At 65.6% G+C, this 20,785-nt stretch carries 19 protein-coding genes and 1 pseudogene; 6 read left to right on the top strand and 14 right to left on the bottom strand.

Features of this window, described 5'->3' with window-relative positions; all coding sequences use genetic code 11:
- Positions 1-19 precede the first annotated feature (19 nt).
- Entirely contained in the window at positions 20-1,231 is a 1,212-nt protein-coding gene (locus ASF23_RS04570; protein ID WP_055949762.1) for an ATP-binding protein, read from the top strand.
- A 233-nt stretch (positions 1,232-1,464) separates the two neighbouring features.
- On the opposite strand, the gene ASF23_RS18155 is transcribed toward ASF23_RS04570, so the two are convergent.
- The 3 genes from ASF23_RS18155 to ASF23_RS04575 all read right to left on the bottom strand — a co-directional run bounded on the left by ASF23_RS18155 (position 1,465) and on the right by ASF23_RS04575 (position 3,052).
- Complete coding sequence (locus tag ASF23_RS18155) at positions 1,465-2,109, bottom strand: hypothetical protein (RefSeq protein ID WP_156364199.1); 645 nt, start codon at positions 2,107-2,109, stop codon at positions 1,465-1,467.
- Between the two features lie 179 nt (positions 2,110-2,288).
- The gene (locus tag ASF23_RS18160) at positions 2,289-2,438 is read right to left on the bottom strand and encodes a hypothetical protein (RefSeq protein WP_156364201.1); all 150 of its coding nucleotides are present in this window, start codon (positions 2,436-2,438) and stop codon (positions 2,289-2,291) included.
- A gap of 179 nt (positions 2,439-2,617) precedes the next feature.
- Entirely contained in the window at positions 2,618-3,052 is a 435-nt protein-coding gene (locus tag ASF23_RS04575) for a DUF7882 family protein (RefSeq protein WP_326998991.1), read from the bottom strand.
- A gap of 719 nt (positions 3,053-3,771) precedes the next feature.
- On the opposite strand from ASF23_RS04575, the gene ASF23_RS04580 reads away from it, so the two are divergent.
- The 3 genes from ASF23_RS04580 (at position 3,772) to ASF23_RS04595 (ending at position 6,482) form a co-directional block, all read left to right on the top strand.
- A complete protein-coding gene (locus tag ASF23_RS04580) occupies positions 3,772-4,131 on the top strand; it encodes a hypothetical protein (RefSeq protein WP_055949765.1) in 360 nt (119 codons plus the stop codon).
- A gap of 314 nt (positions 4,132-4,445) precedes the next feature.
- A complete protein-coding gene (locus tag ASF23_RS04585; RefSeq protein ID WP_156364203.1) occupies positions 4,446-4,883 on the top strand; it encodes a MarR family winged helix-turn-helix transcriptional regulator in 438 nt (145 codons plus the stop codon).
- A 972-nt stretch (positions 4,884-5,855) separates the two neighbouring features.
- Positions 5,856-6,482: a sigma-70 family RNA polymerase sigma factor gene (locus tag ASF23_RS04595; protein WP_235510785.1), complete on the top strand. Its 627-nt coding sequence runs from the start codon at positions 5,856-5,858 to the stop codon at positions 6,480-6,482.
- Between the two features lie 76 nt (positions 6,483-6,558).
- Here ASF23_RS04595 and ASF23_RS04600 read toward each other — a convergent pair whose 3' ends face one another.
- From ASF23_RS04600 to ASF23_RS04635, 8 genes and pseudogenes are all read right to left on the bottom strand, one after another.
- Positions 6,559-7,344, bottom strand: a complete 786-nt coding sequence (locus ASF23_RS04600) for an enoyl-CoA hydratase/isomerase family protein (RefSeq protein WP_055949788.1) — start codon at positions 7,342-7,344, stop codon at positions 6,559-6,561.
- A complete protein-coding gene (locus ASF23_RS04605) occupies positions 7,341-7,757 on the bottom strand; it encodes an AMP-binding enzyme (RefSeq protein ID WP_082473825.1) in 417 nt (138 codons plus the stop codon). The genes ASF23_RS04600 and ASF23_RS04605 overlap by 4 nt, the downstream gene beginning before the upstream one ends.
- Before the next feature lie 55 nt (positions 7,758-7,812).
- Positions 7,813-7,983, bottom strand: a pseudogene (locus ASF23_RS18990) (L,D-transpeptidase); the annotation flags it as partial.
- A gap of 54 nt (positions 7,984-8,037) precedes the next feature.
- Positions 8,038-8,751 (bottom strand): DUF4396 domain-containing protein, encoded by a 714-nt coding sequence (locus ASF23_RS04610; protein ID WP_055949796.1) that lies wholly within the window; start codon positions 8,749-8,751, stop codon positions 8,038-8,040.
- A 762-nt stretch (positions 8,752-9,513) separates the two neighbouring features.
- On the bottom strand, positions 9,514-10,854 hold the full coding sequence (locus ASF23_RS04620) for a hypothetical protein (RefSeq protein ID WP_200919299.1): 1,341 nt from the start codon (positions 10,852-10,854) through the stop codon (positions 9,514-9,516).
- 823 nt (positions 10,855-11,677) lie between these two features.
- The gene (locus tag ASF23_RS17695) at positions 11,678-11,932 is read right to left on the bottom strand and encodes a recombinase family protein (protein ID WP_326998992.1); all 255 of its coding nucleotides are present in this window, start codon (positions 11,930-11,932) and stop codon (positions 11,678-11,680) included.
- Positions 11,933-12,963: 1,031 nt separating this feature from the next.
- Complete coding sequence (locus tag ASF23_RS04630; protein WP_055949806.1) at positions 12,964-13,419, bottom strand: BLUF domain-containing protein; 456 nt, start codon at positions 13,417-13,419, stop codon at positions 12,964-12,966.
- An 852-nt stretch (positions 13,420-14,271) separates the two neighbouring features.
- The gene (locus ASF23_RS04635) at positions 14,272-14,910 is read right to left on the bottom strand and encodes a TetR/AcrR family transcriptional regulator (protein WP_156364205.1); all 639 of its coding nucleotides are present in this window, start codon (positions 14,908-14,910) and stop codon (positions 14,272-14,274) included.
- A 405-nt stretch (positions 14,911-15,315) separates the two neighbouring features.
- Here ASF23_RS04635 and ASF23_RS17700 point away from each other — a divergent pair, with 405 nt between their 5' ends.
- Together ASF23_RS17700 and ASF23_RS19060 are read left to right on the top strand one after the other, a co-directional pair.
- Complete coding sequence (locus tag ASF23_RS17700; RefSeq protein WP_162236696.1) at positions 15,316-15,816, top strand: GNAT family N-acetyltransferase; 501 nt, start codon at positions 15,316-15,318, stop codon at positions 15,814-15,816.
- 807 nt (positions 15,817-16,623) lie between these two features.
- Positions 16,624-16,962: a helicase associated domain-containing protein gene (locus ASF23_RS19060; protein WP_442855011.1), complete on the top strand. Its 339-nt coding sequence runs from the start codon at positions 16,624-16,626 to the stop codon at positions 16,960-16,962.
- 894 nt (positions 16,963-17,856) lie between these two features.
- On the opposite strand, the gene ASF23_RS04645 is transcribed toward ASF23_RS19060, so the two are convergent.
- From ASF23_RS04645 to ASF23_RS04655, 3 genes are read right to left on the bottom strand one after another with little or no spacing between them, the layout of a single operon-like run.
- On the bottom strand, positions 17,857-18,438 hold the full coding sequence (locus ASF23_RS04645; protein ID WP_055949816.1) for a DUF4913 domain-containing protein: 582 nt from the start codon (positions 18,436-18,438) through the stop codon (positions 17,857-17,859).
- Positions 18,422-20,044: a type IV secretory system conjugative DNA transfer family protein gene (locus ASF23_RS04650; protein ID WP_082473845.1), complete on the bottom strand. Its 1,623-nt coding sequence runs from the start codon at positions 20,042-20,044 to the stop codon at positions 18,422-18,424. The genes ASF23_RS04645 and ASF23_RS04650 overlap by 17 nt, the downstream gene beginning before the upstream one ends.
- Complete coding sequence (locus ASF23_RS04655; protein ID WP_055949822.1) at positions 20,044-20,778, bottom strand: HNH endonuclease family protein; 735 nt, start codon at positions 20,776-20,778, stop codon at positions 20,044-20,046. The genes ASF23_RS04650 and ASF23_RS04655 overlap by 1 nt, the downstream gene beginning before the upstream one ends.
- Between the last annotated feature and the right edge of the window lie 7 nt (positions 20,779-20,785).

Raw genomic sequence — 20,785 nt, forward strand, 5'->3', positions numbered from 1 at the left:
GTGGGCTATCGTTCACTATATGTTGGCGGAACAGAACCCCTACAGTCCGGGATCAGGACGGCGACCTCCTGAGCTGGTTGGCCGGACCGGCGAGCTCGAGGCGTTCGACACGCTGCGTGCTCGGGTAGCCAGCGGCCGCGGTGATCGTGGTGTGGTGCTCACCGGGCTCCGTGGCGTGGGGAAGACGGTTCTGCTGAACGAGATGTACCGGATGGCTGAGTCGTTTGAGTGGTTGACCGTCCGGATCGAAGCGCGTCGGGATGAGGCCGGAGTCCACGCGGTACGGCGTGCACTGGCACGCGGGCTGATGGCGTCATCTCGGAAGCTCGCTCGAACCACGTTGTCGTCACGGATGCGTGGGGCGTTGGGCACGATCTCGTCGTTCAACGCGAAGGTTGGGGCGACCGGCATTGAACTCGGCGTTGAACTCAGTCAGGGGCGCGCGGACTCGGGGGATGCCGAGGTAGATCTGCTCGAGCTCGTCGAGGACGTCTCGCTTGCGCTGGGGGAGCGCCGGCGGGCGTTCGGGGTGTTCATCGACGAGATGCAAGACCTCGATTCCGAGACGATGGGGGCACTGATCGCGGCCCAGCATCTCGCGAATCAGCAGGACTGGCCCTTCTACATCATCGCCGCCGGGCTCCCCAATCTCCCACGAGTGCTCACCGAGACACGGTCGTACGCCGAGCGGCTCTTCAACTATCGGCAGATCGGGAAGTTCAGCCGCGAGGAGGCAGCGCGCGCGCTCCGTGACCCAGCCGAGCGGCTGGGCGCAAAGTTCGCTCCCGACGCGCTCGACGTGCTGTTGGATGCCGCCGACGGCTACCCATACTTCATCCAGGAGTACGGGCAGGCAGTATGGAACCTCTCACCTGAAGCGTTCATCGAACCTTCGGACGCGGTCGCAGCGGTGCGCCACGGTACTGAGCAGCTTGACGGCGGGTTCTTCCGGTCACGGTGGCAGCGCGCGACTCGGTCCGAGCGGCGCATGCTGCGCGCAATGGCAGCCGACGGTGAGGGTCCATCCTCCACTGCAGTTGTAGCGCAGCGAATGGAGATCCAGCCCAGCAGCGTCGGACCGTATCGCGCCGCCCTCATCAGCAAGGGCCTCGTGTACGCACCAGAACACGGCCAAGTTGCGTTCACCGTGCCGGGGATGGCTGGCTACGTCGAGCGGCATCACGAAGACATCGACGACGCTTCCGGCACCTCTATCAGCTCCGACCGCTGAACAAGGCGGCGTGACCACCCTGACCGCAATGCCGGATCATCCGGTACGACGTCCGGCCGCGGAGGGTGTCGGCGGCCGGTCTTGCTGATCCAGACACGGGGGCAGCTTCCTGGCCATTCGCAGCAGCGAGGCGCGGACACTCTCGAGCCCACGCGTGTTGGTGCGGCTGCCGCGCGGCATCGATGGGTCCGAGGGCTCGAGGCACCACTGTGGATGTGAGCCGATAATCGTCATTATGTCAGTCTGAGTGCTGAGTGGGCGCCTTGGGTGCTGCGCAAACCATGCAGGACCGCATCTGCTGCCGGGCTCATCCCCAGGTCGCCGCTGGTGCGGAAGGCATCAGCGATGACGTCTGCCAGGACGTCGCGGTCCGGGAGGGCGACTTGCACGGTGGGTGCCGTGATTGATGCGAGCCAGCGGTCGCACTCGGCCTGATGTTCGGCGGTGCTGGCAACGAATGCGTTGCGGAGTTGACGCACGTACGCCTCTCGCACCTGTGCCGTTGTCGGGGTGTAAGCCGCGGTCACGAGGATCCCGTGTTGTCTGCGTTCACGGGCATCATCATCCCGGATTCGTTCCCCTGATTGGCGGCTCGGGCGGGCCTCGCGTCGCATCTGATCTCGATCGCGGTCCAGCGGTTGCAGTGTTGGGCCCGGAACCCCGCCATGACGGAGCTGTTCGGCGGTTCGTGCCGCGTTCATACGGTTCTGTTCCCGCAACCGCTCGGCAACCGTCGATGTGCGTTCCGATTCTGCTGCCCGCGTCGACAGCTCAGCTGGCGGCTCGTTGATGAGGGCCGCGGACTTGTGCATGGCCGTCACGCGCTGCTGCAGCTCGGCACCGGCCGCGCGCTCGGTCTGCGGTGGACGTACGGTCATCCGATGCTCGCACCGCTGGCGCTGATCGTGAAGGCAAGGGTTGTGGTGCGCATCGGGGGCACCGGACTCGTCGCCAGTGCCCTACGTTCCTGCTGACGAAGGGCGAACATCATCTCGAATCTGGCCGGCTGGGAAGCCGCGAGCGCTCGAGCGCGACCGGTCACACCGGAGGACGACCATCAGTCCCCGCCGGCTACCGGCGCTCTCGTCGGCGCAATCGCGGGGAGCCAGACGCTCGACGCCTTCAGCTTTTTCATACTCTTCACACCGCTGATCAGTGCATGCTCCGAACGGATGACCGGCTCGGCATTGACTTCACGAAAGCTCACGAAGAGATCGTGCGCCCGGGCGCTGTACTTTCTCGGGGCAATTGGGTACGAATCGTCACTGTGGCTCTAGCTTCAGCGGTGCGGGCCAGGTAACTTCAACTGCGCCGGTTTTTCGGAAACGGCGATGCCTTGACGAGAATCGCCTGATCCGTTTTCCGCCGAGGCATCCTCACGCCCGGTCACAGAGAGTCCTCCGAGGGTTGTTTCCGCTCCCCGGCCAACGGACGAGGGGTGCGCTGCTGGCGGGACGGGACTCGATCCTTTGGCCAGTCGACTGCGTCTCCGCTTGTGCCGGGGAGGCGGGTAGTACGGTCCTGAACGGGCTCTTCGACAGCGTGCAGGCCCCGTCCCGAATCGGCGAGCTCGTATAGGGCAGCCAGCCAAGTCGGGTTGATTGCTGGCGGTCTCCCGCCGGCGAACTTGAACCGTAACCCGATCGATGGGGCGAGCCACACGGTAGAGCGGCCGTCACCCGTTTCGGCGGGTTCCCGCCAGGAAAACATCATCGATTCGTTTCGCCGGAACTTGTTGATGATGACGATCTGCAGGTGCGCGAGGAGGCGGTCTTCGACCTTGAACTCGAGGACGTCGCCATCGTAAACGATGTATCCCATGCGGATTCTGCTCTCAGTGAGAGCCCAGCTGTGTCAGCGAGGTCTGGGCTGAACGTTGTGCGGGAACACCCACGCACCATGCCGTTGCCCCTCATCGCGCCACAGACTTGTGGTTCCATCACCGCACACCGTGGCGCGGCCGCTGGGGCTCTCCTCAGAGCTGCATCCTAAGCCCCCGGAACGCAGCGGTGTGAGACCGCACCCGAAGCGGCCCCACACCGTGCCGAGAGGCCCTGATCCGCGCCCCCCGCAATAAGTCATGCTTGTCGCGACGAGCGGCACCGACCAGAGCTAGACGTAACTCGACCGGTCTGGTACAAAAGCTCAGGCTTGCTGGCAGGTTCAGCAAGCGTCCGGGACTGCTGCGCCGCGCGAGCTGACCAAGTTCTACCGGTTAGCCCTAAGCCGCCGGTCCCGCGACGGCGATGCACCCAAAGCCGATGAGGCTGAGCCGCCTGAATAGCCCCCGCTCGGCGTCTTATTATGTACGCAGACGATATGTATAATGTAAGCGGATCATTATCGGTTGTCTCGTCCGTTCTCGTTTCCTGCCGGTCCAATAGCTTATCCGGCGCGACGAGAGCGCTGCCGGTCGCCAGGCTTCGTTCCGTACTGCTGGCCACACTTCTCGCGGATGGCCTCTTCCACGACGTTGCGAATCGTCCCCTCGCCGCCGTCAACTGCGGCGTCGATCAGATCCTGCACGTCCAGTGCGAGGCGTGTGCTCGACCAGCCTTCCGGACGAGGTGGTTCTGCCACCAGGCCCCGAGGTCGCGCTCGTCGACGTACTGCTGTTCCCGACGTTGGAGAATCCCGTCGACGCCAAGCTGCTTGGCCACGTGTGCCCGGAAATCCTGGAGGCGCCTACGCCAGCCAGCGGGTGTGGCGACCGCGAGGGTCCAACGGCGCATGCGTGCGAGGGCTGCCCGTACGCGGCCGCGAGGGAGTCCTGCTCGATCCGCCACTGCCTCAAGTGCGTGCTCGTCGGTGGTCAGAGTTTCGTAGACCCGGCGTGCCGTGGGTCCGAGTCCTGCGCGGGTGAAGACGTCGTGGCGTCCAGCGTCGAGCCTGTCTTCTAGAGCGTCTAGCAGGGTGACTCTCGCGTCGAAGAACTCGGCCGGGGCGCGGGCGGTCGGTCGCCGCTCAGCGCTGCTGTCAAGTCCACACTCGGACCCGTGTGCCATCCAGCTGTTGAGGCGCTTCGTGACCCTCGAGCGGGGCTGCGGCTTCTCTGCCGACCCACAATGGGGTACTTCGACGTTCGAGAAACTCAGCTACTGTCGAACCACCCCATGAGCGCCACGGACGGCGCACTCGAGACAGGAGCGTCCCCATGGTGAGATCGACCTCCGCTGACGACGGGGACACTGCGCCCGCGGCCGAGCATGACCCGATGAGCGAAGCGCTTGGGGCGTTCGTGCTGATGCATCGCGCGAATGCTCTGGTGACGGTACAGCTGGCGCAACAGTACGGCTGCGGTGTGACTGACATGCGAGCCCTGGTGTTCATCGCCGGCGGCGGTGACACCACCCCTGGTTCCATCGGGCGTGAGCTCGGGCTCAGCAGCGGCGCCACCACGACCCTTGTTGACCGTCTCGAGAGCGCTGACTGGGCTCATCGTGTGCCGAATCCGCATGATCGTCGGAGCTCGTACCTGGAATTGCGGCCCGGTGGGCGAGCGGTACTGGAAGAGATCACCGCGATCTACGCGGCAGCGTTCACCGCGGCGACCGACGGCGCAGCATCGCCGGCGAGCTTTGATGGTCTGACAAGTGCATTCACGAGCGTGGGAGCTGCGTTGCGCGCCACGGTCGACCGCGGATCGCGCTGACGAGCATCTGGCGGGAACCCGCCCATCGCCGGAAAGCGAACGGGATCGAGCAGGTTTGCTCCTCGAGAACGGTTCGCTCTACCCTCGTCTGGAAATGTGGAGAACGGATGACCCGAACGAGCTGACACCCGACGAGGTGCGTCGCCATCTCCGCGCTCAGGAGCAACGCAAGCAGCTCGACCACCTCCGGTCCTTACCGGTTGAGTGGCGGAGACGGGGCATGTTGGATCCGGGCGCGATCCGAGCGCTGGTGGAAGACCGCTTGAGGTCTGACTACGGCACCAGCGGCGAACCGGAAGTCCGTTATGCGGACTTTCTCAGCGACGCAAACTGACCGCGGGCCCTTGCCCGGCAGGGGTGAAATGGGCGATCTGCGGTCGGGCTCGGCGACGTCCAGGACGAGGACTGTCGGTCATCCTGGTACTCGTGCATCCCGGCATGTCCGACGGGCAACTGGCAGTGCACGCCGAACAGCTCACCATCACATCCTGAAAAAGTCACGACGCAGATGATACCGACTCCCCGACCCCGGCAAGTTGCTGCCCATCCGCGTCGAAACCAGCGCGAGCCAGGGTGCCAGGGCTCCGCGGCGACGATCCGGATCATGATCTCCGTCGCCACGTGAGCGGGAACCTACCTGCCCCGCAACAGTTGTCCTGTGTCCGATGCGCACAGGTCATCGCATCGCCAGAACACGCTCGGACGGGCCTGGCCGATTGCAGCGGTCGTGACGCGGAGGCGAGCGCCCTCTCGGGTTCGGGTCCATTGAGGGCGCTCGTGTCCGACCACACGATCAGATGCGTGTCGCCGGCCGCCGGGGGCGGCCGGCCGGACCCCCGTCCGGAACGCGGCCAGCCTATGCCTCGGTCATCGAGATTCACGACCATGTGCCTACTTCTGGGGCAACCATGTCCCCGTACCGGCTGCTTACAGTGGTGTCCCCCCACCTGGCGCAGCCTGATCGCGCCGACAATGCGTGTTCCTGGAGCCCACATGACTGCATTTCGAACACGACGACCAACGTGGGAAGCAGCGTCTGACGAAGCGCTGCTCGCCGCAATCCGAGACGGTGATCGCGCAGCATTCGGGGAGCTCTACCGCCGGATGTCACATCAGCTCCTCGGCTACGTCCAGCGCCGCCTCGTCGACCACGCTCAGGCCGAGGAGGTGCTGCAGGAGGTGTTCCTCCACGTCTGGCAGAACGCGGCGCAGTTCGACCCAGCACGAGCCAGAGTGTCGACGTGGATGCACCGCGTCGCTCATGGACGCGCCATCGACCGGATCCGTTCCGCGCAAGCTGCCAGCGACCGCGACCGTCGGATCGGGATCTCCGAGTACCAGGGCACGGACAACACCACCGAGGAGTGGTTCGAGTCACTCGACGATCGCGCAGCCCTGCAGCGCGCACTCGCGCAACTGACGCCGCTGCAACGCGAAGCCGTCATGCTGCGGTACCTCAGTGACCTTGGCGGCGTTGAGACCGCTCAATTGCTCGGCATTAAGGCTGCGACCGCGAAGACTCGCGTTCGCGACGGGCTGCTTGCGCTCCGGCTACTGCTCGACGCCGAGGGCGCTCAGGCGGAGCTTGTACTGCGCTAGTCTCGCGGTTGGCGCGGAAATTCAGAGCGAGCGCTGCATGCCAGCACTCCCCCTTGCGTGCACTATCCGGCGGGCGTCACGGCCGCTTCTGGTCGAAGAACGCAGCGCTCCGAGCGGCGACACTCGGATTGCCGGCGCAGAGCGCGTAGCCCCACATTGCCTCGACGCGGAGCTGATCGTGGAGCGTCCGGCCGATGACTTCCTTGATGGTTTCCTTCGCGGACTCGATGGCCGCTTGATCGTTCCGCAGGATGGACGCGATGACCCGCTCGGTCTCAGCCCGGAGCTCTGCGGAGGGCACCACCCTGTTCACCATGTTCGCCGTCAGCGCCCGTTGCGCGTCGACTGGTTCGCCGGTCAGGAGCATCTCGGTGGTGAACCATACCCCCGTGGCGTTCAGTAGCCGTACGATGCCGCCGTCGGCGGAGTGCATGCCCCGACGTACCTCAAAGGTCCCGAACCGGGATCGGTCCGATGCGATCCGGATGTCGCACGCCATCGCGAGCTCGACACCGTGGCCGAGGCACCATCCGTCGATCATCGCGAGGATCGGTTTCCGGATGTCGGCAAGTGGTCCGCGTGTGATTCCGGAGACTCCGGCGTCGAGTCGGTTGCGGCCCGCCATCGGTCCTTCCTCCTGCCACTGGGGAGCATGTGTCCGGAGGTCCGCGCCGGACGTGAAGTCCGCGCCGGCCCCCGTCAGGACTGCGACTCGTAGCGTGTCGTCACCGTGGAAGTCGGTGAAAACCTCGACGAGCCGTTCGTGCATTTGCTCGTCGACTGCGTTCTTCACCTCCGGCCGGTTCAACGTGATCCACGCGACGGGTCCGACCTTGTCGTAGAGGACGCTTTCGGCGATCATCGAGTCGCCTCAAGGGCCAGATCGCGCCGGATCAGGTCCTTCCGGACCTTCCCGCTCGCTGTCGTCGGTAACGCGTCCATGAACACGATCTGCTTCGGCACCTTGTATCGGGCGATCCGATCTCGAGCGTGGAGCACGAGTGCGGCCTCGTCCAGTTCATTCCCGGGCCGGCGCACCACCGCAGCCGTGATCCGCTCCCCCCAGGTGTCGTCGGGGACACCGACCACCACGACTTGGGCGACGCCGGGGTGTTCCGCGAGGGCGTTCTCGACCTCGATGGAGTGGACGTTCTCGCCGCCGGTGACGATCATGTCGTTCTTGCGATCGCGGAGTGTGAGGTTGCCTGCCTCTACCCGAGGGCCATTCGTAGGCGTACCGAAGCGCCGCGTATCCAGCGAGGGATCTGGGGACATGCTCAGTGTCGACAGCTGGATACCGATTCAGCTGCCAGGCGACGATCTCCACCATCGTGCCGAGCGGCAGCGTGTTGATCGCGTCGACCGCGTCGCCGCCCATCCGGACGCACCCGTGCGAGACTGCGCCCCGCGCGACGGACTTGTAGTGCACGCCGATTGGGCCGCCATCGTGGCCACCGTGAGGCTCGTCGGCGGACGCGGAGTGCAGCGTGGTCAGCTGCATGGGGTGCACGGTCTTCCGAGCACTCCCAACCGTCAGAATCGCCCGGAGCTCGAATCACATCTTCTCTTTGAGCCCGGACCGGACGAGTGCCCAGTTCACCGGATAGGCGGTGGCGAACCCGGCGAGCATCGCGATCTGCATCACGAACCAGAACTCGGGAGACAGCACGTCTGCGCGGCCACCGAAGAGTGCAGGAAGAACCAGGAACTGGGCCAGCGCCATCATCCCGTACATGCCCACCTGCCACGACGAGATCGAGAGGGTGTCCGCTTTGAGGGCCGCGATCAGACCCGCTCGGACGCCGAGTCCGCGCATCGGTGCGATGGAGAAGTACTGGAACACGATCCCCAGGCCGAACGCGAGCACGAAGTCCAGGATCCACCCCGCGAAGATCTCATCCTGGTAGAGCGTGCCGCGCCCGACGAGGACCCCGAGGACGGGGAACGCGACGAGCGCGAACTCCGCGACGAGGTCGCCGATCGCACATCCAGCGCCACAGTGACTCGTCCCGGTGGCGACGGCGACCAGCATCGGCGTGTCGCCAGCCGCGCTGCTCCGGCGTCCATGCGGTGCGGCTCTGCTGAAGCGTCGATAGAACCCGAGCCACACGACGCCGCCGAAGAGCATCGTGACCGGCCAGACGACGTTCATCACCGCCATCGGCTGCGGCCGCCGGCCCACGTCTCGCGCCACCCAGAGCGCACACACCACACCCACCCCGATCGACACCCATGCCAGGACGGTGAACCAGGCTGGGAACTGACCCATCGAGAGGGTGATCGATCCAGGACGCACCACTGCATCCAACGCGTCCGCTCCGGACCTCGTCACCGTCGCGTCGCGTCGCGATGGTACCGTGCGCTCCTGATGAGCCCCGGCACGCCGCGAAGCGGTCGAGACGCAGGACCAGGTCCTCGAGGCCATCAAGAACACCCTCACGGACTCGGGGTTCGACCTCCCGTTCCCGACGCAGCAGGTCCTCCTGCACAACCAGACCGAGGACACCGACGGCGACCGCACGCAGCAACGTGAGGGGTGGCCGCCGGCCGCATGAGTGGCGTTCGGTGCACGGCCTCCACCACGGAGGGTCGGGCGACGCGGGCACGACCGAGACAGCGGATCATGGCCGTGGCGGAAAGCCGGTGAAACACCCACGATCAGGCAGGACCCGGCCCCTCCCCATCGTCATCCGCGGGTGCACCGAGGAACTGTTCGACCAGCGCGAGGGCTCCGTGGACATGCTGGGTCGGGAGCTGGATCTCGAAGTGGTCAGCAGGCAGGCAGAAACTGAGGACCGCGGCCCCGTCGCAGAATCGCCGAAGCGACCAACGCGTGCTGCGGTCCAGTCGGAACGCCTGCTCACCGCCGGTCGGGTCAGTCGTCCCGCCCCGGAGCTCGTCCCCGTCCAGCCGGAGCCAACTGGAAGCACCGTCTCGCCAGACCTGCACGAAGGTGTACTCCGGCGGCACCGTGGATCCCATCACATCTCGACCTTCCTCGGATCGCCGCCCCGCGCCACACACGGTCACCTCACCAGCCCGTGGCGAGCAGATGCTGGACAAGAAGCGCCCACACGAGTTGGACACCGATCCCCACGCGGCGCCAACGGTCGGGCAGGAGTGCGGTGCCGACCAGCACCCACGGCGCGAACGGGAGCCAGATGCGCTCGACCTCGGCTTTGCTCATTCCTGACAGGTCGGCGAGGAGGATCATCGTGATGCCCGCTGCGCCGAAGAGCAGCGGTACCGACCGTTCCGGTGACCGGAACAACTCACGAAGCGACTCACCGGCGCGCGATCCGGCACCGACGACCCTGGCGATGACCTGCGCGATGACTGCACCGACGATCAGTCCGGCGCTGCAGCAGAACGCGGCCAGGTTGCCCCACGCCCAGTAGGCGATGGGACGTTTGTGCGCGACGCCGTTCCGGTACCGCTCACGGAGCACCGGGTAGGCGTCCCACCACGAGAACCCCCACAGGGCGAACCCGACGACGACGATCATCGCGCCGGCAGCCACCCACCAGATCACCCGCCAGGACCCACGGGAACAGATCACCGCCACCGCGACCACGGCGAGCAACGGAAGCCCGTAGGAGAGCATCACACACCAGCCGAACAGCACTCCGGACACGACACCGAACGCGGCGGTCCCCCGCCGGGTGCGTCTCGTCACCGCGACGGACAGCACGAACACCGCCCAGGCACCGAAGGCAGCGAAGACCGCGTCGGCCGAGACCGCTGACCAGATCGCGGCAGGACCGGCGACCAGGAACGGTGCTGCCCGTCGTGCTGCGGACTCGGCACCGAGTGTCTGCATGCTCAGCATCACCGCCACGGGTGCCGTGGCCGCGACGATCAGCGTGACCCAGCCCGCAGCGAGACCGGTGGTGAAACCGAGGCGTACGAGCGTGACGTAGAACAGCAGCGCCCCTGGCGGGTGACCAGCGATGTGCACCGGCCATTTGCCCGGACCACCGACGATCCGCGGGATGTACCCGTCGAGGGTCGCAGCGAAGGGGCGATCAGCAACTGCGCGGGCCGTCCGCAGGTACTCGTAGCCGGTGTCGAGGATGTGCCCGATCCCCGCCGCACCGTCCACGAGGGCCAACGCCGCGAACCAGGCCACAGTCGTCACGAACGCGACGATGACCAACGATCGCCACGGAAGCCTCGTGACCGCGTGGGGTGCGAACGAGAACACGACGACAGCCAGCAGGATCGCGGGGAGTGTTCCCGGCCCGATCCGCGGATCCCACCGAGCGTGCAGCGGCGCGAAGGCGATCACATGGACACGCCACCCGGTGAGTCCAGGGACCACGACGGCAGCACCCACGATGACGGCGGCCACGACGAGTCCGATCAGCGGCACACTCAGCCGGTGCCGTCGCGTCGATGTCGTAGCAGTGGGGACACTCGACGTTCGGACCTCACAACGGTGGTCATCTTCGCGCCGTCTCATGTCGGATCTGAGTATGCCCGTTCCGTCGCTCTGTCGTCCGCGGGCAACTCGACGGCCGCACATGTTTGCCGACGAAGTGCGCAACGTGCGGCACGGCCCAAGTTCCACCTCGACCAGCGGTCTTCGCGAGACGTCGACGTAGGAGGGTCGTGAGCAAATTCAGCTCATGGCGTTAGCGCACCACGACCACCTCGACGACACAACCCCACCACACGGCAGCCACCTTCCGCGGTGACGATCGCCGTCAAAGAGAACCACGATTCTGCCCACCCTCTGGGGCCTTCTACACGGCGACGTATGTGCTTGGCTGTTCATCGTGGCTTAGATCACCACACACGCGGCTTCGGGTGCCGCGACGGCGGAGCCGGTCTCGCCGCGTTTGCGGTCGCGAGCGAGCCGGCNCGAGCGTCCCGTTGCCGGGTGCGCCACGGCGACGTCTGTGTTTGGCTGTTCATCGTGGCTTAGATCACCACACACGCGGCTTCGGGTGCCGCGACGGCGGAGCCGGTCTCGCCGCGTTTGCGGTCGCGAGCGAGCCGGCCCGCCATCCACCCAAACTCGCCGTCACCGCCGCGCCGATCTATCCACACGTCATTCGGCTAGCTGCTCCCAGCCGCGGCTTCAGCGGCCGCCTGGTGTCGATACGGCCATGCCGGCATTCACGCGTTCCACGATGAGCTCACGCTCGTGGACCGCCAGGGTCGCCATCAGCCATCCCGTCGTTGTCGCCAGATCAATACCGTTTGACGTGGACCGGACTCCGATACCCCGCTCCCCCCAGCATCGCCACCGTCGTCAACACATCCATCAGCGGCCGGCCGAGCCGATCCACCCGCCACGCCACCACCGTGTCTCCCGCCTCCGCATACCCGAGCAAGCTCCCCATTCCCGGACGAGACGCTACTTCCTTCCGCCCCGACGTCACATCGCCGCAAATATCCCGCCGATCAACGCCGACGTCGACGAGCGCGTCAATTTGGGGCTGCACGTCCTGATCCGGGTGTATCCAAAAAACCTCACCCGTCTAGTGTCTCAGCAACCCATTTAAACGCGGTCCGAGACAAGACCTACGTCGAGAGACAACTTTCCAAAACATCGACCAAACCCGAAACTCCGAGCGTTGCGCACCGCAGCAGTAGCCCCCCGCCGGTGTCTCGCAAACGTAGAGTTTTGCGAAACGCCTCGAGCTCGGCGCATGAGTTACTGACCCACCGACTCCCAGTGGAAGTCGAGTTATCTGTCGGAGACGCTTCCGGAAGCGGGTCGCGTCTCTCGCGTTCGAAACACGTCAACGCTGATCGTGCTGCGCTACCCTTTTGGCAGGGACCGCGGCTCATTCTGGGGTGTCGCTTCGTGCTCAGCCCGATCTACCGTGAAGACGTTTCGGAAAGACTTGTCGACCCAGTGGGTCAGTCGTCGCCAGCACCGACGGAACCCGGGATGGACCACTCAAGTCTGAACTTTCCTGCGCAAACTGCTCTGGCTTCACTTCGGTACGGGGTTGAGCGCGGCATGACCGCGACTCTCGCCCTCGTAGCAGTCCTGTTCGCGCTCTTGACCTGGCCGGAGTTCCCGGCAGACCACCGGTCAGATTCTCCTCCGCTCATCGTTCTGCCTCTGGTCCTGGTGGGCGTGTTGGTCGCTGGCCTACCGGTTGCGCTGCTCCGACGCCAACGAACGGTCGAGACCGGCCTGTGGGTGCCCGTCTTCAGCTAAGTCGGCCTCCTCCTGATCGAACCGTTCGCGCTCCTTGACCCGCTGCCGTCAGGAGCAGCGCCCTGGCTCTTGCGCCTGTCCCTCATCGCCTCCAGCTGCACCGAGCTGGCCGAGGTCAACCCTGTTCGCGCAGCGGCTCTCCACACCGGGATCAACCTCGCCCTGGCGTCTCTCCACGCCGAGCGGCCGGTGTTTGTCATCCTCAATTGCAGCAAGGATGCACTCAGCAGATCAATGCAACTTTGTTCGGAAAGTCGGGCCCGGGGCGGGTTCCTCAACGTCCTACCCCGGTCGTGATCCAATCTACGCGGACCCGAGACGGTGGCTAGGTTGCCGGGGCCGAGCGCGCACCTGTTCGCGGAACCATGCGAGAAGGACCGCGACGGTCGACGTGTGATCGCTCTCGCCCGCAACTCCACTTCGGGCGAGGAAGTCGTCGAATCCGGGGAGTTCGCTAGCCAGGTCGTCAGTGGTGGGCTGGTAACTCATTGTCCAGCGCGCAAACCGAGCGGCGGGGATGTGCTCACTGGCGAGGATCTGCACGTCACGATGGCGCGGATCTTTCGCGATCACGGCGAATTTGGATCGCACTGTGCCGTCCGGACCTTCGAGCACCTGCAGGAACCTTCCGTCGCTATGTAGGAGGAGCCCCGACAGGCCGCTGCGGGCGTTATTGGCACGACTGCCGAGCAGCAGCACAGCCAGTTCGTCGTCGTTGAACGGATGCGATGCGTTGCTGACGTAGACGAGTGAAAGCATGGAGACCTCCTGATGGATCGACCTTCTCGCAGAAAGCGCTTAGGAGCGTGCCCCACTTCGGGCCACACCACGAGGTCAGGGCTGCGGTTTCATCAGCGAGGCGCTCGGCTCCACTCCGAGCGTTGTGCGTACCCCGACTGGTCCGGTGACGCGCTGACTGCCGGGTGTCACGGTGATGGGAGGGTCATGGTCGCCTGTTCGGGTCAGGCCGCATGCAGGGATGGGTGTCGGGTGTATGGGTACCCCCGGCGCCCATCCCACTCGCAGTACTCGAGTCCTTCGCCCCATCCGAAATGTGGACGCGTGCAGGCTTAACGCGTACCGTCACGCTCGTTCCGGACCACCCAATCCGGCCGGCGCCCCGCTGTCGGCAGCGAGCACGATCTCGTGTAGCTGAACACGAGCGCCCTCCTCGAACCCGAATCGGGAGGGCGCTCACCTCAGGCCCCGGTCATATGGCAGAACCCGCTGTCGGCCAATACGCTGGTCTCAGGCGGAATCACTCTCCCCGACTCCGCCCATCGGGTGTCTGATCACACCCAGGGTCGCGTTCGGTGCACGTCGACAACGGCGCTGCACTGGCGCGACCCGCCTTTTTTCCTCCCAAATTCGGGTGTCACTGCTCCGGGGCCTCGCAGACTCTGGGTAGCTGGTCGGTCAGCTTCGCAATGCCAACCGGTTCCAGGGCGGCATGGTCGTGCCACCAGTACGACTTCCCTCGCCCCCACATCCACTGCCGGGATAGGACCGCCGCCACAGGAAGAACCGGCGCAGCGGCGTGCGAGTTGAACTTCCTCCCCCAGGTCGCCACGCGCGGAGTGGTGCCGCGGCCCACGGCCCCGATGTGCTTGGTCAGTTGACGATGTCGATCTCCCACACGGGCTTGATGTAGGCCTGCTTCCACCCCTCGCGGAGTCGGGTGATCGCACGGTCGTAGGCGTCGAGTAGATCCATGTCCGGCCGGACCATCGACTGCAACTGCAGCCCTTCATATAGGGCGATGAGCTGCTCGGCGCCACGCGGTGGATTCATCGTGGCCGGCTCACGGCCAGTCTCGACATCATGCTCGAGACTGTTCTGCACCATGAGATGGAAGCGATGCCACCGTTCGTGGAGATGCGGCGCCATCGGATGGCCGGGTGTCGCGGCGATGTTGACGGTTGCGGCCAGCATGCGCATGAGGGCGGGGTCAGCGATGTTAGCGGTGACGATGCCACGCAGGAACCGCACGGTGCCGTGGGTGGCGGCGACCGGAACGATCGGCGCCATGCGCTGCTCGTTCCACCGGTCGATCGTCGCCAGTACCAGACCTTCCCATGAGGGGAAATGCCGCTGGATGTCGCTGAGGGACAAGTTGGCTGTTGCTGCGAGCAGGGCGTAGGACGCCTCGTGGAAGGCGTATGCGCGGAACATGTCGATCGCGGCCTTGACGATTGTGGTGCGCCGGAAGACGGTGTCCTCATGTGAAGCTGCAGGGTGGGTTGTTGTCACGCTGTATAGCTCATCGGACTGCGAACGCAGCGTCCAGGTCCAGAACTGGGGTCAAACAGCTCGTCGGAGGTGACGGTACCTACCCGTCGCACGGTGCCACTCACTTGTGGCGCCCCCTCGACGTCCGTCGCGCGCCGTCGCGGAGAGACATCGAACGCGGGTATGCCTGCCATCGGCGCGTGTCGAACGACGTATCAGCATCACAGCTGCGGGCTGCGAAACCGAACAAGGAACTCGTTGCAACGTGCCGTAGGTGGTGCCCCCGGACTGGGGTCAAGGATCCCCGCGCCTGTCCCCCAAAATACCGACGGCGCCACATCGGCGAAGACTTCGCTAGAACACCTAGCTCCTCGGTGGTTGCAGTCAGATGGACGCGACCAAAATCCGGTAGAGAACGAGAGTGTCGTGAACGTCAAAATTCAAGATTGGACTCCGAAAATGTCGACTCGTTTGACCGGGCCTCTATCGGTTCGGGAAGAAAACTTTGACGACGAGGCCGCCGTCCGTCTGAGGGCACTTGCCCGGCTGGAACGCGCGCAACTCGGGACAGAACGAATTCCAATCGATCCGCAAATCATTCCAGATGATTTGATCACACATGTGATCGCTCGAACCCACGGTACTGCCGTGGGTTGTGGTGCGCTCGTGGCCATTGACGATGGAATATTCGAACTTCATCGCTTTTATGTCCGGTTCGACGCCCGCGGAATTGGCGCAGGCGGTGTCCTGCTTGGCGCGCTTGAACAGGCTGCCATCCAGCGAGATGGCAGCGCTATAGTCGTTGAAACTACCTCGCTACTGCCGGACACCGTGGGCTTTTTTCTTCGGAACGGATACCGTCGAATCGCTCCATGGGGCCACTACGAGACTCGGCCGACATCGGTTTGTTTCTCGAAAGTGTTCTAGGGGAAACCCGAAACCGGTCCCCGGCCGACGCGAGCGAAACGTCGTACCGCCAGCACTGCGCCGCAGACTGGCGCGGTCGCGAAGCCGTGCTACCCAGCCGAATCGGCAGCCGTACCGGACATCCCGAAGCCGATACGACTGTCACGGTCGTCGCCTTCGTGCCCGTGAAACAACCGCAGCTCTGGCTTAGATGCAGACAAGACGGTCGATTTGCGGCACACCATCCCATACCCAGACATGGCCCCGGTTCTCTCGCAGCCCACTCTGTGCCGTCCGCAACGCACAATCACCTTGCATATGGATGTCTCAGGCGCGGGGAACGTGTCCGTACGACGCCCAGTGGGGGCGAGGCCATCTAGTGCGAAGATCAGACCCGTGAGCAATGGTAATCAGCGGACTCCGCATCAGTCGCTTCAAGTTCGGTGGGCGCAGCGGCTCGAAGACGTCGTGGTCTGGCGTCAGCATAACGGACAGTGGCCGGCAACAAACGCCGTCGCCGACCGCGAACGTGCCCTCGGGCGATGGATCGCGACACAGCGCAGCCGTGCAGTGCGAAACGAACTACCCAACCTACGGCGGTACATGCTCGATGAGCAGATTCCTGGGTGGAATGCAATTGACAGGTCTGATGATACGCAATGGGTGCGAAATCGAGACGACATCATTCGATGGCTTGAGACCCATGATGGCACTTTCCCAACAGTCGGTGTCCTCGCGACGTGGGTGAACCATCAACGGGCCGCGTGGCGCAACGGGAAACTCCTTCCCCGGCGGAAGGCGGAATTAGACCAAATGACCCCAGGGTGGATGATCGCCGATCGCCGTGATGATGACCGATGGCAGCAACGGCTAAGGCAAGCACAGGCATGGTCTGTTGCGCGTGGCGGAGCCATTCCGAAAGCGCGGGACGTCTCCGACGATGGTGTCCGGATCGGGGTGTGGGTCCGAAACCAACGTTCCGCCGCAGCGGACGGTCGACTCACGGCCGACCGAAAAATGGCATTCACGTCAGTCTTCCCACACGTGCTTCGCCGCGATCAGCAGCGCCGGGAGCGAATGAGCCACCCAGCGCGGGTGGTCAGCAGCTCGCTTGCATCCCGAGGTGGCGTGTCGGTGCCCAGGGACGACACGCTGATGAAGGATTAAGGTACTTGAATGGTGCTGCTCCTCAACTGTCGTTTCAGATAAGGACACGTCCGCGACCAAGGTCTGGGCAGCTGCGGCTTAGGGTAGGTCCTTCATGGGCCGGAACCAACGCCGGGGAGGGTATCCATCAGATCTGCGGGAGAATGGGTGCGGGGCGGGGTGGTTCCCGCTCAAGTGGTGACGTAGATCCTGATCCGGATCGTCACCGCGCAGCGCCCGCCCTGCAGGTTGGCGGGCGCTGTCCCTGGGTCCGTCGAAGAGCGGACTTACGTCGCTGCATTTTGACTGCCACTGTGGTGCGGAGGGCTCGTTCGGGTCGAGCTTTCGATAGAGGGTGTCGGGCGGGCCATCCACGCCCGGCACCCTCGCACCCACACGACGCGCACCAGGACGCAAACGCCGAGTCAGACGATGCAGTCACTCAGGACCACCCGTACTCGGGATCGCACAGAAAGTCTGCGTAGCGAACCTCTGCTTCCAAGGCGTCGCTTTGCTCAAGTCGCTGTTGGACAAGCGCACGGATTGTGGCCGGATCGCGCATGCCCCGCTTTCTCCACTCGGCGGGGAGCGTCCGGAGGCTGACGAGTTGCTCGAGCTGCTCCTGGGCCTTGCGAGGGAAACGCGGTTCTTCGGCCGTTCGCTCGTCCCCGGCGTCTGCACTCCTCATCTCACGATGAGCGTAGAGCGGCCGGCCCTCCCGAGCAACCGAGCTGGCCGTCGAACGGCGGCGACGGGTACCCCGCTGGCCGCCACAGTCGAACACATTCTGGTGAGAGCAGACCACGCGATCGTTGGCACGCCCAGCCGCAGCCGCAGCCCCAGCCGGCCATACCGTTTCGCTGTCACAGGACGGGGACTGCTGTCGGTTCGGTTAACACCTTGCAGGTTCTGCGATCAGATCAGCCACGCGTCGTCGGGAGGTAGCTCCATCACGATCGGCAGCGGCCTGCGGTCGTTGTCGGCGAGGTGTCCGGCCTGGTTGCAGGCGCGGAACGGCCCGTGCTGTTTGTCGAAGAGGATTCGGGCGTGGTGGTCCCAGTGCTGCACCCACCACGCTGACTTCGCACCCTTGTCTTCGGACATCCGCTCGACCGCCTGTTGGTATGCCTTCCATGCGACGTAGAGCCGCTGCACGACTTCCGGGTGGTTCCACCACTCCGGGCACCACGCCGGCTTCTGGTGGATCGGCTGCTGGTACGCCTCGACCTGCCCGATCTGCTCGCTCACCCACTGCAGGAACGCCTCGCGGGGATCCTGCTTCGGCTTCCGTCGCGGTGCGGCCGCCGGTCCCGACGGAAGGACCTCACCGGTGCTGGGATCCGCCGACGGCGCGCCCTCGTCGTCGACGGGCGGCGGAGCGTCCTCGTCCTCGAACGGCGGGAGCTCGTCCCCTCCTCCGCCGCCGGCTCCGCCGGCGCTACTGGACCCGGGGCCGTAGCCGGTGGGCCAGCGGTCAGGATCAAACGGGCTCGACACGGCCGGTTCCCTCCGTCGTCAACGGCCGTTCTCCGGCCGTCTTCTTCTTGACGATCTTCCCGTTCTGCACTTCTCGGCCCTCGATCATGGCCGTGAGCACGGTGTCCAGGAACCACGGCCGGGTACGGATCAGCACCGGTCCGACGTCGCTCCCGTCGAACACTGCCCGCCATTTCGGCAGGTGCGCCAGCACGTCGGGCGGCAGGATCGGCTTCGACTTCGACACCCGTGACCGAGTCGAACCGTTGCGGCCTGAGGAGGTGTTGGTGGTCCACTCGTCGTAGTTGCCGATGCTCTCGGAGAACCGCTTGAGGAACGGTGACTGCGTCGATTCCCCGCCTCCGTAGACACGGATCGACGATGCGCTCCACAGGGTGTCGGCACCCTCGTTGCCGAACACCCGGACGATCTGCCCCCACGACTGGAAGTACATGCCGAGGATAAGGCCCATCGAGCCGTAGAACGAGACCACGTCGGGCAGCTCAGGCCACCGGACGATGTTCGCGACCTCGTCGAGCTCGAACACCACCGGTGTCGTGATGCGGCCACCGTCTGCGGCCGCCGCCCGCTCTCCGGCGCGGGAAATCGACCGCACCAACGCCGCGACGAACGCGCCGCCCGATCCGGGACCGTTCCGGGAGATCAGCACCGCGGTGTCGGTGCTGCGGACGAACGCTTCCGCGTTGAACTTCCGCACCCCCGGCGCACTCGTCCACGCCAGCAGCGTGTCGTTGGCGATCGCGGACGCCATCCGCTGCGCGGTGGCGTAGACGCTCCCCCGCGTCTTGTCCGGCTGCCCCTGCAGGCCGACCAGCGCCGATGCGGGACCGGTCTGGCCGTGCTTCTGCATGATCGCGCGGATATCCGCATGCTCCTGCTTCGTGATCCAGCTGTAGACCTGCCCGAGCCCCAGTCCGTCGAGCTTCGCGGCGAGGAGGGCGTAGGCGAACAGGTCCCGGCCCTGCGAGTCGAACTGCGCGTCGCTTTTGCTGTCGGCGTCCTTGGTGCTGGCCTCGAAGATCGCCGCGAGCTCCTGCGCCGTGGTGAGATCCTCGACGTCCCACAGCGGGTCGTAGACGAAGTCCGGCCGCTCCTCACGTCGGTATACCTGCGTCGGGTCGTACACCCACTGCTCTCCCATGCGCTTCCGGCCGGCGAGGACCTCCTTCACACCGTCGACCTTGTTCGAGGTCATCACGGCCGGGCCGGGCGCCTCGAGCACGTGCCGGACGACGGAGCCGGTGGTTTTCCCTCGTCCGGGCCCGAATATGTAGATCGCGACGTCACGCCACCCCTGCCACACCCACGCGGACCCCGATCCGACGAGCGTGCCGATCTTCTGCCCGGGCGGCAGGTCGATCGCGTTCGGGTGCAGCTGCTGGGCATCCTTCCGCCGCCGCGGGTACAGCACCGGTGCCAGGTTGTTCCCGGCGCGCAGGTGCCGTTGCATCCGGTCCACCGGGTTGCCGCCTCGCGTGCGGACCAGGAACAGCACCCCGCTGCCGAGCACGAGCACCACCACGGCGACGATCAGCGGCACACCCCACCACGGCCATTGGAACTGCTCGAGCGCCGTCTGGAACGGGTCCGGTGTCGTCGTCGTCATCAGTTGCTCCCCTGCGTTGCGCACCGGGTGAGGGTGCGATCCAGTGCGTGTTCGTCGGCAGTCCCGAGCGACAGCCGCCACTTCGTGGCCACGGCCACGAACGTCGTGGCGTAGGTGCACGCGTCGCCGGTGTTCGCTGGCATCCACTCCCCGGGCCCGGAGTCGGACTTCTGCTCGTTCGCGGGCCCGTCGACCGCGGCGAGGTTCACCGGGTCGTTGGCGAACTGCTCTCGTTGCGTCGGCGTCCACGCCGCCGCGCCGTGCTGCCAGGCGAGCCCGAGCGGGTACCGGTGGTCGATCTGCACGGCCATGCTCGATGTCTCCCCGCGGTGGAAGGCGATGGTGCGGCCCGTGTACGGGTCGTGGAGTGTGCCGGAGAGCACCACGCACTCGTGGGTGCCGGCGCGGGTGAGAACGTCCGTGAGGTCCCGGCGCAGCACGTCGTTGCGGGTGTCGCAGCCGTTGTGGTCGACGTCGGCCCAGGCCTGCCCGAACGCGGCCCGGTCGTACCCGGGCACGTAGGCGTCCGACACCGCCAGTGCGTGGAGGTCCCGCAGCGCGTTCGACGCCGTGGCCGAGGCGGTCGTGCTCGAGGCGGAGGGCGCAGCCGTCAACGTCGTCGACGGCGTCTGGCTCTCACCGGTCGCGATGCTCGGGTGCAGGTACGGTGCGACGATCACGCCGACGCCGGCGACCGCGACGAGGACCGCCGCGGTGAGGAGGTGCTGCTTCATGCGGCGT

This window comes from Curtobacterium sp. Leaf261, from assembly GCF_001422205.1.
Classification (GTDB): domain Bacteria; phylum Actinomycetota; class Actinomycetes; order Actinomycetales; family Microbacteriaceae; genus Curtobacterium.

Coding starts and splice junctions, on each gene's coding strand:
- ASF23_RS04570 (WP_055949762.1), top strand. CDS start 20: ATGTTGGCGGAACAGAACCCCTACAGTCCGGGATCAGGACGGCGACCT.
- ASF23_RS18155 (WP_156364199.1), bottom strand. CDS start 2,109: ATGACCGTACGTCCACCGCAGACCGAGCGCGCGGCCGGTGCCGAGCTG.
- ASF23_RS04575 (WP_326998991.1), bottom strand. CDS start 3,052: ATGGGATACATCGTTTACGATGGCGACGTCCTCGAGTTCAAGGTCGAA.
- ASF23_RS04585 (WP_156364203.1), top strand. CDS start 4,446: ATGAGCGAAGCGCTTGGGGCGTTCGTGCTGATGCATCGCGCGAATGCT.
- ASF23_RS04595 (WP_235510785.1), top strand. CDS start 5,856: ATGCGTGTTCCTGGAGCCCACATGACTGCATTTCGAACACGACGACCA.
- ASF23_RS04600 (WP_055949788.1), bottom strand. CDS start 7,344: ATGATCGCCGAAAGCGTCCTCTACGACAAGGTCGGACCCGTCGCGTGG.
- ASF23_RS04605 (WP_082473825.1), bottom strand. CDS start 7,757: ATGTCCCCAGATCCCTCGCTGGATACGCGGCGCTTCGGTACGCCTACG.
- ASF23_RS04610 (WP_055949796.1), bottom strand. CDS start 8,751: ATGGGTCAGTTCCCAGCCTGGTTCACCGTCCTGGCATGGGTGTCGATC.
- ASF23_RS04630 (WP_055949806.1), bottom strand. CDS start 13,419: ATGCTTTCACTCGTCTACGTCAGCAACGCATCGCATCCGTTCAACGAC.
- ASF23_RS19060 (WP_442855011.1), top strand. CDS start 16,624: ATGATCGCCGATCGCCGTGATGATGACCGATGGCAGCAACGGCTAAGG.
- ASF23_RS04650 (WP_082473845.1), bottom strand. CDS start 20,044: ATGACGACGACGACACCGGACCCGTTCCAGACGGCGCTCGAGCAGTTC.
- ASF23_RS04655 (WP_055949822.1), bottom strand. CDS start 20,778: ATGAAGCAGCACCTCCTCACCGCGGCGGTCCTCGTCGCGGTCGCCGGC.